The sequence below is a fragment of the Pseudomonas neustonica genome, from assembly GCF_003797945.1.
Taxonomy (GTDB): domain Bacteria; phylum Pseudomonadota; class Gammaproteobacteria; order Pseudomonadales; family Pseudomonadaceae; genus Halopseudomonas; species Halopseudomonas neustonica.
This window is the reverse complement of the sequence record NZ_RKKU01000010.1, coordinates 1-13,380: the sequence shown is the minus strand read 5'-3', so window position 1 is coordinate 13,380 and position 13,380 is coordinate 1. Positions and strand designations below refer to the sequence as shown.

At 55.6% G+C, this 13,380-nt stretch carries 11 protein-coding genes and 3 tRNA genes; 5 read left to right on the top strand and 9 right to left on the bottom strand.

The window, feature by feature from the left end:
• Nucleotides 1–40: 40 nt before the first annotated feature.
• From EF096_RS09810 to EF096_RS09775, 8 genes are all read right to left on the bottom strand, one after another.
• On the bottom strand, nt 41–2,428 hold the full coding sequence (locus EF096_RS09810; RefSeq protein ID WP_123889447.1) for a fatty acid cis/trans isomerase: 2,388 nt from the start codon (nt 2,426–2,428) through the stop codon (nt 41–43).
• Between the two features lie 147 nt (nt 2,429–2,575).
• A complete protein-coding gene (locus tag EF096_RS09805) occupies nt 2,576–3,250 on the bottom strand; it encodes a DUF2238 domain-containing protein (RefSeq protein ID WP_235869694.1) in 675 nt (224 codons plus the stop codon).
• 76 nt (nt 3,251–3,326) lie between these two features.
• Nucleotides 3,327–4,169: a DMT family transporter gene (locus tag EF096_RS09800; protein ID WP_218565754.1), complete on the bottom strand. Its 843-nt coding sequence runs from the start codon at nt 4,167–4,169 to the stop codon at nt 3,327–3,329.
• Between the two features lie 167 nt (nt 4,170–4,336).
• Nucleotides 4,337–5,275, bottom strand: a complete 939-nt coding sequence (locus EF096_RS09795) for a PA2778 family cysteine peptidase (protein ID WP_123889445.1) — start codon at nt 5,273–5,275, stop codon at nt 4,337–4,339.
• A 4-nt stretch (nt 5,276–5,279) separates the two neighbouring features.
• Nucleotides 5,280–5,675: a PA2779 family protein gene (locus EF096_RS09790; protein ID WP_123889528.1), complete on the bottom strand. Its 396-nt coding sequence runs from the start codon at nt 5,673–5,675 to the stop codon at nt 5,280–5,282.
• 239 nt (nt 5,676–5,914) lie between these two features.
• Nucleotides 5,915–7,198, bottom strand: coding sequence for an NAD(P)/FAD-dependent oxidoreductase (locus EF096_RS09785; protein WP_123889444.1), 1,284 nt, complete (start codon nt 7,196–7,198; stop codon nt 5,915–5,917).
• A gap of 115 nt (nt 7,199–7,313) precedes the next feature.
• The gene (locus EF096_RS09780) at nt 7,314–8,885 is read right to left on the bottom strand and encodes a DHA2 family efflux MFS transporter permease subunit (protein ID WP_256671290.1); all 1,572 of its coding nucleotides are present in this window, start codon (nt 8,883–8,885) and stop codon (nt 7,314–7,316) included.
• Nucleotides 8,878–9,909 (bottom strand): HlyD family secretion protein, encoded by a 1,032-nt coding sequence (locus EF096_RS09775; protein ID WP_123889443.1) that lies wholly within the window; start codon nt 9,907–9,909, stop codon nt 8,878–8,880. Before EF096_RS09775 ends, EF096_RS09780 begins: the two co-directional genes overlap by 8 nt.
• Before the next feature lie 104 nt (nt 9,910–10,013).
• On the opposite strand from EF096_RS09775, the gene EF096_RS09770 reads away from it, so the two are divergent.
• The 5 genes from EF096_RS09770 (at nt 10,014) to EF096_RS09750 (ending at nt 13,042) form a co-directional block, all read left to right on the top strand.
• Nucleotides 10,014–10,916, top strand: coding sequence for a LysR family transcriptional regulator (locus EF096_RS09770; protein ID WP_123889442.1), 903 nt, complete (start codon nt 10,014–10,016; stop codon nt 10,914–10,916).
• 89 nt (nt 10,917–11,005) lie between these two features.
• Complete coding sequence (gltX, locus tag EF096_RS09765) at nt 11,006–12,481, top strand: glutamate--tRNA ligase (protein WP_123889441.1); 1,476 nt, start codon at nt 11,006–11,008, stop codon at nt 12,479–12,481.
• Nucleotides 12,482–12,697: 216 nt separating this feature from the next.
• Nucleotides 12,698–12,773 (top strand) — tRNA-Ala (locus tag EF096_RS09760).
• A 77-nt stretch (nt 12,774–12,850) separates the two neighbouring features.
• Nucleotides 12,851–12,926 (top strand) — tRNA-Glu (locus EF096_RS09755).
• A gap of 40 nt (nt 12,927–12,966) precedes the next feature.
• Nucleotides 12,967–13,042, top strand: a tRNA-Ala gene (locus EF096_RS09750).
• Between the two features lie 17 nt (nt 13,043–13,059).
• Here EF096_RS09750 and EF096_RS09745 read toward each other — a convergent pair.
• The gene (locus EF096_RS09745; protein ID WP_123889440.1) at nt 13,060–13,272 is read right to left on the bottom strand and encodes a hypothetical protein; all 213 of its coding nucleotides are present in this window, start codon (nt 13,270–13,272) and stop codon (nt 13,060–13,062) included.
• Nucleotides 13,273–13,380 lie beyond the last annotated feature (108 nt).

Here is a 13,380-nt window from a genome sequence, read left to right as displayed (position 1 = left end):
TTAACGAGTTGTTGGATCAGCCCGTTAATCTGCAAGCGTCCTAGAGATTCTGGTATCGGTTGACGTCGAGTATGCCAGCCTGGTCGGGCGACACTTCCTCGATGCTGCGTTTGAAGTCAGCCATGATGTCCCAGAATTGGGGGTGTGTTCGACGCACTCCCCAGCGGTCAGCGAGCTTGTGCAAACCGTCCTGCTTCTGCACTGCTGAAAGCGCTTCGACAAAATCAGGTAGCTCGTCCAAGCTGACATCAAAGCTGAAGTTAGGGTAGCTACCAAGGGTGCCCTCGATCAGGGTTAGCGTGTCTTCGTCGGGCAGAAAACGCGACTCCTCACCAAACATGAAGGCTACGCTGGAATGCGCTCGGTTATGCACCAGCGTATAAACCCAGCGTTGGTCACCCTGCTTGACGCGCAGGAATGTTACCTCGGGTAGCAGGCTGATGACCGGCAGACTGCCGCCATCGGCGCGTGCCAAGGGTTGCAGTGTCTGTTCCAGTTGCTGCTGTTCGCTACTTATTCCGGCGCGCTGACAGTTATTCTGCGCACAGCGGTTCAAGGTATCTGCTGGCCCGCTGACCTTGTCGGCGCGAGCCAGCAGTAGTTGACTGAAGCGCTGCATGACGGCCGCGTTATCGTCTGCGCCCTCATAGTCCATTGCAACCGGTGTGCTGGTGTCCAGGCCGGTGTAGGTCAGTGCGTGTTTGATTCTGGCACTGCCCTGATACCAGTGAGCGTAGAGTGCTTCGCGTTTATTCTGAGGGATAAAGCGCAGCATGTTGTGCTCGGAGCCATTGCGGATCAGATCAAAGTAGAGACGAGTTTGTCCTTGATGGGACACGCTACCGAACACGTTGAAATTGGCTACCAGTTCGTAATAAGTGCGCTCTAGCAACGGGTAATCCATCACCCAAATGGTACGTGGTACGCGACCGTGCAGACCGCGACGCACCGAGGCGCTGTCGTGATGGCGGAAGATCGTCAGTAGGGCGTCCTGGTTCCAGCCGTCACCGTCCCATAGCTCGTCCAGCGTGGCTCCGTTAGGCTTACGCTCGGCGTAGTAGGTACTGCGCAGGTCAAGGTACTTGTTGCGTTGCTCGTTGTACTCAAGCCACTGTGGCCCAAGCGATAGTAGATCGCTTTTCTGGCCTGGTAGCCCAAGCAGCGGACTGGTCTTCTGACGATAGTCGGCATCGTTGACGTAGGCTTCCTGCTCAGGGTCTTCAAACACAGCCCAGAACTGGTCCCTGATAACGTCAGTAGCGATCTGGCCACGACACACAGGGCCGCGGATAAAATTGCGTACGAAGTACTCTGCGTTGTCTAGCAGGAACTGATAGCGCGCCTTGGCAGGAATGGCAGAAAAAGTAATAAACGGGTTCGCGCGCTCGGCATAGCTATAACCCGGTAGCGCGGTAACCTCCCATTGGGGTTCGAAAAACAGCGACTGGAAGCGCTGCAGGCGCTTATCACCCAGTGCGTAGGTAATGTGGGTTTTCTCTACAATGGTTTGGCGCAGGGGCTGTAAACGATAGAAAAACGCTTGTTCAGGATCATCATTGGGTCGCACGGTACGCAGCGGCTGCACGGGTTGGCCCGGCGGAGTACTGGAGCGTACCAACGAATAGAATGCGCTGCCTTCAACCTCGGGGAAGTGCAGGTGAGCAGCAAACAGGTGTTCAAACAGGTAGCGCGCTACCAGTTGCTCACGTGTCCCGGTCTGATTGAAAAAGGTTTCCCAACGCTGGGCCATTGCCTGCTCGGCTTGGCCGGGGGCGTAGGATGCGGGCCTGACTACGGCGCCTTCGCTGACCCACTGGGTCAGTGTGGCGAATTCCTCGTCAGTCAATCCGCTGGTGCCATAGGGCATACCGCCGTGCGGGAAACTATCGGCGTAGCTGGCAAACTGATCTATGCTCGGACAGCTGTTTTCGTGCCCAGTGCCGATGGTGATTTCGTCCGGTAATAAGCTGTTGGCGGGTAGCGGGTTGGCGCGTCCCAGTTCAAGCATCTTGAACAGCACCGAGGCATCCAGTCCGCTAAGTTGGCCGTCTTCTGCACCGTGCAATACCGAGAAAAACCCTTTTTCACGCCATTCTGCGGTCGAGCTGGCATCGATACCCAGGCGGGTTGGTTTTGCATCTTCCAATCTGCCGCCGTCGTAAACACGCAGTGTCGTGGCGCCGCGCTCCAGACCCTCTGCGCTGGTTAGCTTGAGTTGGCAGGGCGCGTCATAGCAGCCGTGACACGCCATGCATTTTTGCTCAAAAATGGGGCGGATATCACGTTGATAGTCGAAGCTTTGCACGCGGGCTGCTACCGGCTCTTCAACCGGGTAACGGGGTATTTGAGTGCAGGCGAGAAATAAGCCAGCAATAAGCAGCACCAAGGCTGTTAACTTCAGTCGGGTGATGCCTGAAACACGCGCCATTTAAAATCCTTCGAACGATCGTATCTGCCTCACACGCTACTCAGGGCGCTGCGGCATTGCTGAAAGAAATTGCGCAAGTGTTTGCACATTTTGTGCGCGCTACATTAACACTTTGCGCGCAATACATCAGCCGTGAATTTAGCTGCGTTATAGCGCGGTGTTCGCTTTTTCCCGGCTTTTTAGCAGTTGCTCCAGCTCATCTTCACCCAAGGGCGTCTTGCGCTTCACCTTGAAGCTGTCGCGCCACTCAGTGCGAAAGTTGGGGTTGAGCGATAGGTTAACCAGGAGCACCAGCGTCAATGTTATCAGCGCGCCGAGGCTGGCCAGTGCCATGTCCTTCTGCGCGTCCCAGATATCACCCTGTGTGCCCAGATAGGCGACTCCCAGGTCACCACCGAACAGGGAGGCAGCACCCCATTCAAACAGTTCATAGAGCATAGACGCGGCCATCGCCATTTCGAGCGGGAAGAAGTACCCCCAGAACCCTTTGGCGTTGGCAATTCGGCAGTACAACTCGCGAATTGGATACACCAGTAAGGCGCCAAACAGAAAGTGAACGACGCGATCAAAATTGTTGCGTTCCCAGCCCAGTAGCTCATTGAGAGTGACGCCAAAAGCCTGGGTCATCCAGTCGTTGTAGGGAACTTCAGAGTAGGTGTAGTGTGCGCCGACTTCATGCAAGCAGAGAAACAGGAAGATCAAGGTATACGACAGGCGTGAGAGCGGAAACGTGCGACAACTCAGTCCGAGCACTACGGCGAAGGCCAGTACCAGGAGGTTTTCCAGGGCCCAGTCGTAGCGGTCGTGCGGATTGATGGCCAAGCCCGCAAATAGCAGGCAGAAGGCGGCTGTGAGAATGAGCAGGTAGCGCAGATGCAGGTGGTTGATGGCCGTATACTCAGGAGGTTCTCTGGTTATTCAGTATGACCATTGCGATGCCGCACAATAGCGTAATTGAAGCCAGAGTCAGGCTGAACGTCAGGCGCTCGCTCAATAGCATAACGCCGCCTAATGCCGTAATGACAGGTACTGATAATTGTACCGTGGCGGCATTGCTGGTCGCCAGCAACGGGAGTACCGCGTACCAGAGCGCGTAGCCTGCACCTGACGCCAGCGCTCCTGATACCATCGCATAGACCGCGCCTAAGGTGTCAAGCGGTGTGCTTTGCCAACTTAGCGCGACAAATAGTGCCGCAAAGGGCAAGGCGCGCATGAAGTTACCGGCGGTAACGCGGGTAGCATCGCCCGCGCCGCGACCGCGCACTGAATAGACTCCCCAGGCAACCCCAGATAGCAGCATCATCAGGGCTGCATCCAGTGGTGGTGCTGATAGGCCTGGTAGTAGCAGAACAAGTAGGCCGATGGTTGCCAAACCGAGGCCCAGCCATTGCAGCAAGCGCAAGCGCTCGCCACGGCTAATGCCATAGCCGATCATGCTGATCTGTACGGCGCCGAAGAGCAGCAAGGCACCGGTCGCGGCCGTCAGTTTTACGTAGGCGACCGAGAATGCTGCAGCGTATGCAAAAAGCGCAAACGCTGATATCCAGTTGCCACTCCCAGCGCTGTTCGGCCGTCGCAACCGGACGATAAGCCATAACGCCAATGCACCTGATAACAGCCGCAAACCCGTAAAGCTGGCGGGATCGATACTGGTTTCCTTTAATGCCAGACGACACAGAATGGAGTTGCCAGCAAAGGCCAACATAGCGAGCATGGTTAACAAGGCTGCACGCGGGGTCAAAAGATGAATCCTTAATGGATGGACGCTGTTCTACCTATCGCAGCGCATTGCGAACACATTGGCAAGATAAAGCGGTGGCAGGCGGCATGAATCGAGGACTTGGCGAGCGATTTTTCTACACTCTCCGATTTCTAGTGCGTCTGCTTGCTTATAATCAGCAGAGATTGTCAGGGGCATACCGGCAGTGGACAAGTGCCATTCTGGTCATTCTCCGTATTGAGTTGGTCGCGTTGCTTAGAGCAGTGTTTTGCTATCTCGGCGGCGCGAGTGCAGCCCATCTCAGTGAGTCCGGTTACCAGGTTATTCCAGCCAGCATCGAACGTCGGAAACTGGCGCGTCAGCGCGCTGAAGTGGTCGATGGCAACACTTTGTTCGCCTTGGCTCCAGGCTATATTGCCAAGCCCCAGGCGCGCTGCAGGCTCTTCCGGCCATTCAACCAGAGCGGTTTGATAAGCCTCTTTGGCTGCATTCAGTTTGCCGGTTTGCTCCAGGTCGCTGGCAGCACGCAAGTAGGGCAGTGCAATGGCGGTGGCAGGAAGCTGATTTGTGGGTAGCGTGACTCTGGCCCAGTTGTTAGCGCGCTGCCAAGTGCGCAGGAAGAGTTTCATGGGTTCGCGCTTTGCCTCCTGCAGACCACTGTGCAGGATTATCTGTTGCTCGCTGAGGTCATAACCCACCACCACGGCGTAATGCCACTGTGGGTACCAGCTCAGACCTAAATTCTGCATCACCAGTACCGGATTACCGGCATCGACCTCACTTAGAACCGCTGCCAAGTCGGGTTCCAGCGGGTAGACCAATAAGCCGTTGTCGCGGGCGGTGGCTATCATCTCAACCTGTAGGCTGCCTTTTCGCTCGGGGATATAGACGCGCTCTTTGAGCGCCTCGGGCGTGGCTTGAATATCACGCTGGTTGAGCATCATGGCCAGCGCTGCAGGGCCGCACTGGTACTCGTCCTGAGCGAAAAACGGGACGTCAGTCAGTAACTTGCGGTTATCGAGCTTTGGTGGCAGCTGCGCCAGGGTTGGCGCGGTGGGAGTGCCAGCGCAAGCTGACAGCAATGCTGTCAGCCCGAGCGCAGCAATAATGCGCAGTTTTTTAAGCATTTGCTTAGCGGTTGATGCAATTAACGAAGCTGTAAACGTCGGTCGCGCAGAGCATATCGGTGATGACGAATATGACCAGGAACAGAACGATAATACCTACGACGCCGGCACCGGCTGGAGCCTCATCAAGTTGGGTGTTGAAGTAGGCCAACTCGTCTGCCGTGAGACTATCGATGCGCTGGTCGACCTGGTCAGGCGATACCCCCATGCTGGCGAGTTTATCCTGAACCGACTGATCATCCAGCATGCCTTTCAGCTCTGCTCGATCAACATTCAACTGCTGCTGCGCGATGACTTCGTCAGTACCTACCATGGCTGCTTGTGCCTGGATGCTGACCAATGAGGTAAGCATGAAGAGAGCGGCGAATACGATGGAGAAATAGCGCTTGCTGGATTGCATGAAAGTCATTGGAGTTACTCCTCATTCTGATCGTGGCCTCCTTGCATGGAAGCCTTGGATTGCAGCTAGAAAGCCTGCGTAGCGCCTTGAAGCTGCACAGACACTGCATAATCTGACTAGATAAGTATCGTGCAGTTCCAAAATGCCACTTCACTTGTGATCTGGTTCACTCTAATGCGTTGGTCTGGGAGGCGTTGTGTCCGACAGCCCATACCCAGCAGGGCTGTCGGGAAAGCGAGTTAGAAGCCTAGTTTGTCGCGCATTTGGTAGTACCAGGCGCCAACTGCGGTGAAGGGCACGCGGAACAGTCGGCCGCCGGGGAAGGGATAGTGCGGCAGGCTGGCAAAGGCATCAAAACGCTCGGCCTGGCCGCGTATGGCTTCGGCGAGGATTTTGCCAGCCAGATGCGTGTAAGTTACACCATGGCCGCTGCAGCCTTGGGAATAGTAGATGTTGTCGCCGATGCGGCCAACCTGAGGGAGGCGTGACAGGGTGAGCAGGAAATTACCGGTCCAGGCGTAATCGATCTTCACATCTTTGAGTTGTGGGAAGGTCTTGATCAGGTTGGGGCGCACCAGCGCCTCGACGTTGGCAGGATCGCGCGCGCCATAAACGACGCCGCCGCCAAAAATCATGCGCTTGTCACCGGACAGGCGATAGTAGTCGAGCAGGTAGGCGCAATCTTCGACACAGTAATCCTGCGGCAACAGCGATTGCGCCAGTTCATCGCTCAGCGGTTCAGTAGTGATTACCTGGGTACCGCACGGCATGGACTTGGCGGCAAGCTGTGGAACCAGGTTGCCCAGATAGGCGTTACCCGCTACGACCACGAAATTTGCAACCACTTGGCCCTTGTCGGTGTGCACCACCGGCTTGGCGCCCTGCTCGATGCGCGTCACGGTCGAGTGCTCGTGAATAATACCACCCAGTGACTCGACTGCCTCGGCTTCGCCTAGTACCAGGTTGAGCGGATGAATGTGGCCGCCGCTCATATCGAGCATGCCGCCAACATAGCGATCCGTATTGACGACTTCATTGATACGGCGCTGATCGAGCATTTCCAATTGCGTGTGACCGTAGCGCTCCCAGAGCTTTTTCTGTGCTTGCAGGTGACCCATTTGCTTCTCGTTGAAGGCGGCGAATACCCCGCCGTTCTTCAGGTCGCATTGAATGTTGTACTTGGCCACCCGCTCGCGAATGATACGAGCACCCTCAAAGGCCATTTCGCCCATCATGCGAGCTTGCTGCGCGCCGGCGCTACGCTCAATAACATCGATGTCGCGACTGTAGCTGTTGACGATCTGGCCACCGTTACGACCAGAAGCACCAAAGCCCACTTTGACGGCTTCCAGAACAGTGACCTTAAAGCCTTGTTCCAGCAGGAAAAGCGCGGTTGAAATACCGGTATAACCGGCGCCGATAACGCACACATCCGTTTCATGACGGCCCTGGAGCGGCGGCCGTGAAGGCGTTGGGTTGGCCGAGGCGGCGTAATAGGAAGTGGTGTGCTGAGTTTCGGCCATAGTGCACCTGCTGAAAATTGGGTTGTTTAAAATATTTTACATTTGTAGGCGATGCTAACCCTTGGCTCCAGCTAGCGCTAGAGGGTGATCAAAAAAAATTACAGATAAGGGGGGCTCAAGATTTTTTTTCGTTCGCAGTGGCTGGCTTGGCAGCGACAGGTTTGGGAATGGCTTTGGTCAGCAGTACGAAAACCATGGAGAAGCCCAGCATGATAGCGATCAAGTGAAAGGCATCATTAAAAGCCATGATGCTAGCCTGTTGGTGCACTTGATTACTCAGCAACTGGAAGGCGCTTTGTTCATTGCCCAGTTGCGCTGTGAGCAGCTCCATACGGTCGGTAAAAGCAGCGTTACCGGGTGTAATGCTCTCGCGGAGTATCTCGTAATAGTGCTTGGCCCGGCTATCCAGGATGGTGGCCAAAGCAGCGATGCCAATTGCGCCGCCCAGATTGCGCAGAATGTTATAGAGACTGGAAGCTGAGCCCGCTTGCGACGGCGGAATCATGGCCGTGGCAAGAATCGACATGGGGACTAATACCATAGGTTGGCCAAAGGCACGGAATATCTGAATGGCAATGAACTGGTCGCCGGCAAAATCCAGGTTGAGGCTGCCACTGAAAAAGCTGGCAAAGGCAAACAGAAAAAAACCGGTAGCGCAGATGAGGCGAGCATCGACGAACTTCATCAGGATGGGCACCAATGGAATGATCAGCAACTGGGGAAACCCCATCCACATGATCACCTGGCCAATCTGCAAGGCGTTGTATTGCTGGATCTGCGCCAGATAAACCGGCAACACAAAGACGGTGCCGTAAAGGCCTACGCCGAGGCCAATATTAGCGAGACTGCCAAACAGAAAATTCCGGTCTTTGAGAAGGCGCAAATTGACCAGGGGGTTAGGTCTGGAGAGCTGCAGAATGATGAAACACACCAGGCTGATAAAAGATACGACAGCCAGCGTGACCATGGCACTGGATTCGAACCAGTCTTCACGGTGACCCTCTTCAAGAAAAACCTGCAGGCAGCCGAGTCCGGCGGCCATGGTAGCAATGCCAAAGTAATCGCCTTGGCGAAGCAGTTCCCAGCGCGGCGCTGCTTTATCCAGGCCATACATTAAGCCGCTGGCCATCAGAATGCCGGGCACTATGTTGATGTAGAAAATGTATTCCCAACCAAAGTTCTCGGTCAGCCAGCCACCAATGGTGGGGCCGATAGACGGGGCGAAGGTGGCGGTGATGGCGAACATCGCCATGCCCTTTGGGCGCGAGGCGGGTGGTAGCTTGGTCAGGATCAGGGTAAAGGCGAAAGGGATAAGTGCGCCGCCGGCGAGCCCCTGTAAGGCACGGAATACGATCATGCTCTCCAGATTCCAGGCCATGGAGCAGAGCAGCGAGGCAAGGACAAACAGGGTTGAAATACCGACCGCAAAACGGCGGGGCGAGAAGATTGTCGTCAGCCAGGCAGCGAGCGGAATGATGATGATCTCGGCGACCAGGTAAGAGGTTGATATCCAGGAGCCTTCTTCAATGGTCGCCGACAGCGCGCCCTGAATATCCTTCAAGGATGAGTTGATGATCTGGATATCCAGAATCGCCATAAAGGCGCCGAGGATAGCGCTTAGAAGTGCTATCCAGTCGCGTCTGCCCGGTGGCGGGATTTCCTGTTCGGGGATCGCGTGTTCAGCCACGCAGATCAACCTTTACATGTACCGACATGCCCGGGCGGATGCTGCCTGCAAGCGGGTGGTCGCTGTCGATGACCAGTTTGACCGGAATGCGCTGCACCACTTTGGTGAAGTTGCCGGTTGCATTATCTGGCGGTAACAGACTGAATTGGGCCCCTGAGGCTGGGAACAGGCTTTGGATCTGGGCTGTTATAACCTGGTCTGGGAAGGCATCGAATATCAGCTCGGCGCTCTGGCCTTCGTGCATTGCCTGAACCTGAGTTTCCTTGAAGTTGGCCTTGATCCAAAGCTGCTTGCTGGGCACGACCGCCAGCAGGTGACTGCCAGCCTGCACGTTTTGGCCGGCGCGAGCAGTGCGCTGGCCTATGCGACCGGCAATGGGGGCACGAATTTCAGTGCGTTCCAGCGCCAGCTCAGCCTGGCTTACGTCTGCTTCGGCGGCCTGAATTTGTGCAGCCAGGCGATCGATTTCGGCACTGAGCGTGTCTTTCATCAGTTTTTGCGTCTGCACGTCAGCTTCGGCTTTCTTGACCTGCGCTTTGGCTACTTCAAGCTGTGCGCGGAAATTGCTCAGTTGCTCCTCAGAGGCATAGCCGGACTGCTGCAATGGGGTAATTCGTCTGATGTCCAGCTCGATGCGCCGCCGCTCCGCCTGAGTGGCCGATAGACCGGCTTCTGCCGACTGGATCAGGCTGTCCTGCTGGATCAGCTTTGAACGCGCCTGCTGCTGTTCAGCGACACGCGTGGCGAGGTTGGCACGGGCGTGAGCCAGGGCAACGTCGAAATCGCGCGGATCAAGGCGTACCAGGGGGGTTCCTGCTTCCACTAGTTGGTTGTCGTCAACCAGTACCTCGATGACCTGAGCGGCCAGTTGACTGGAGATCAGCGTGATATCGCCCTGTACGTAGGCATTATCGGTTTCTTCGTAGTGGCGGCCTACGAGCCACCAGTTAGCGAAGGCAGCGGCACCAATCAAGGCGCAGACAAGCAGGAAGGCAAGTAATCGTACGCGAACGCGGGCAGACATGAAGTTCCCCAGTTTTTGTTATGCGTTGCACTCTAACACTGTTCCACATCACCACAGAGGCGCTAGAATCTGGAAACTTTGTTGCAATACGGGAACAGTAACTAATGGGATTGGATGACGCGCTGATTTTTACCCGCGTAGTGGAGTGTCACAGCTTTACCAGTGCGGCCGCGACCCTGAGTATGCAGAAGTCGACGGTGAGCCGGCGCATCGCTCAGTTAGAGGAGCGTCTTGGTGTGCGTCTGTTGAATCGGACCACGCGTAAATTACGTCTAACCGAGGTTGGGCAGGCTTATTACGAGCGTTGTCGGCAGATAATGCAGGAGTTTGCCGAGGCCGAACAGGCGATCATGCAGCTGCAGCGTGAGCCTACCGGTTTGTTGCGGGTGAGCTCGCCGATTGAGTTTGGTCAGTTGTTTCTGGGCGGCGTAGTGGGGGAGTTCATGCGCCGCTACCCGGCTATTCAGGTTGAAGTTGAACTGACTACCCGCATGGTCGATCCGGTTGAAGAGGGCGTCGACATCGTAGTGCACCTTGGGCGACCACAGGACTCGAGTCTGGTGGCACGTCCGCTCATGTCCAGTCCACGGCAGCTTTATGCCAGTCCTGATTACGTCGCCCAGTATGGGATGCCGAAAAAGGCCGAGGAGCTGAGCCAGCACCGTTGTATTCACGCGTTAGTGGACGGTAGCCGCAAGTGGCACTTTTTACAGCCGCATTTGAGCGTGCCGATTAACCCGGTGTTGGTCGTCAACAACATCACCTTTGCTCGTGAGGCTGCGCTGGCCAGTGCCGGTATTATCAATGTGCCAGCCTTTATTGCTGAGCCTTGCGTTGCCGAAGGTACCCTGGTTCGGGTGCTGGAAGGTGTGACACTGCCGTCCAGCGAGCTGTATGCGTTATATCCGTCACGACGCTTTCAGGCTATGAAGGTTAAGGCTTTCATCGATTTTGTTATCGAGAATCTGGAGGCGCGTGACGACGTGCAAGTAGAGATGCAGGCTTGAGGACTGATAAAATTATCTTCATTCATCCTTACCACAACCCAATCATTACCATGCCGAAGTCGACTTCGGCAGCCTGACTGAGAGATTTCATGACTGTTCGTACTCGTATCGCGCCCTCACCAACCGGTGATCCGCATGTTGGCACTGCTTACATCGCTCTGTTCAACCAGTGTTTTGCTCGCCAGCATGGTGGTCAGTTCATTTTGCGGATCGAAGACACGGATCAAGTCCGCTCCAGCGCTGAATCAGAGCAGCAGATTCTTGACTCTCTGCGCTGGCTTGGTCTGGAGTGGGATGAAGGTCCTGATGTCGGTGGTCCCCACGGCCCGTATCGGCAGAGCGAGCGCAGTGCGATTTATCACCAACACAGCGAAAAGCTGATCAGTGATGGCCATGCCTTCCGCTGCTTCTGCAGTAGCGAACGTCTGGACGAGCTACGTGCCGAGCAGATGGCCAACAAGCAGACACCCGGCTATGACGGCCACTGCCTGCATTTGCCGGCTGACGATGTTGCCAAGCGAGTGAGTGCGGGCGAGCCCCACGTGGTGCGCATGAAAGTACCCAGTGAAGGCGTCTGCCAGGTACAGGATATGCTGCGCGGCGAGATCGATATTCCCTGGGAGCAGGTGGATATGCAGGTGCTGATGAAAGCGGATGGCCTGCCGACCTATCATCTTGCCAATGTGGTGGATGATCATCTGATGGGTATTACCCATGTGCTGCGTGGCGAAGAGTGGATTAACTCGGCTCCCAAGCACATGCTGCTGTATCAGTACTTTGGCTGGGACATGCCGCAACTCTGCCACATGCCATTATTGCGCAATCCTGACAAAAGCAAATTGTCCAAGCGCAAGAATCCGACCAGTATTACCTTCTACGAGCGCATGGGCTATTTACCCGAAGCGCTGATGAACTATCTGGGTCGTATGGGCTGGTCGATGCCCGATGAGCGTGAAAAATTTACCCTGGCTGAAATGGTCGAGCACTTCGACATTCAACGCGTGTCGCTGGGTGGTCCGATCTTTGACGTTGAAAAACTGTCCTGGCTCAATGGCCAATGGATTCGCGAGCTGTCGGAAGATGAGTTTGCCGCTGCGGTGCAGACCTGGGCGCTTAACCCTGCCTATCTCAAGCCAATGATCGGCCTGGCGCAGAGCCGGGTCGAAACTTTCAGTGATCTGCCGGACCTGCTGGGCTTTTTCATGGCTGGCAAGGTCGACCCGTCGCCCGAGTTGTTTGAACACAAAAAGCTGTCGGCTGACGAGGTGCGTAAGGTCATGCAGCTACTGTTGTGGAAGCTCGAAGCGCTTCGCGAGTGGAGCAAGGACGGCATCATGGCCACCATTAACGCCGTGGCGGCCAGTCAGGAGCTCAAGCTGCGCGATCTGATGCCGCTGCTGTTCCCGGCTATCACGGGTCAAGCCAGTTCGGTCTCGGTGCTGGATGCCATGGCGCATCTTGGGCCTGATCTGACCCGCTTCCGCTTGCGGCAGGCTCTGGAGCTGCTCGGCGGCACCTCGAAGAAGGAAAACAAGGCCTGGCAGAAGGAGCTGGAGGCTATTTAGCCTCCAGCTGCAAGCTAGAAGCCGCAAGCCGCAAGCCGCAAGCCGCAAGCTAAAAGCTAAAAGCAAGGGCAAGGGCAAGGGCAAGGGCGATATAGCGTTGGGGTTCTGCTTGCAGCTTGGGGCTTGTCGCTTGCTGCTACCTTAAGTTGCTGTTTTGCGTAAAATTCTGTTGACAGGGCGGGGCGTGAATCATAATATGCGCCCCGTCATCGAGACGGGGCTATAGCTCAGCTGGGAGAGCGCCTGCATGGCATGCAGGAGGTCAGCGGTTCGATCCCGCTTAGCTCCACCAAGTTTTTTGGTCGACGTTCGCGTTGGCCTGTTTTATCACTGCTGAACAGATTCCAGTTTGTTCAGAGAAGGGTTTGCGTCCCCTTCGTCTAGTGGCCTAGGACACCGCCCTTTCACGGCGGTAACAGGGGTTCGAGTCCCCTAGGGGACGCCATCTTTACCGACACGGTCTCCGTGTCAGGGTCGAAAGACCTGGGGCTATAGCTCAGCTGGGAGAGCGCCTGCATGGCATGCAGGAGGTCAGCGGTTCGATCCCGCTTAGCTCCACCATTTTATAAGGCCGGCATTTATGTCGGCTTTTTTTTTGTTTGTTTTTTGGCTTGGCGTGCGGGTTGGGTCGGCGTGAACTGTGCCAGTTCTTGCTGTGTATCCTTAAGTGGCAAGCTCATTTTAGTGTCTTTCTTTAATCTGTCTTTCGCCTTCTCCGGCGAGTTACTTTTCTTTGAATGGCCAAAGAAAAGGTAACCAAAAGAAATCCACCCTGTATGATTCAAAAACATAGGTAACACATCATTTCAAATACATGGGTTACACTTTTAACGTCCAATACGGAGTTAGATTCCCACCGGCTTTGCGCTGATCAAAGCCACCAAGCCTGACAGGCCCAA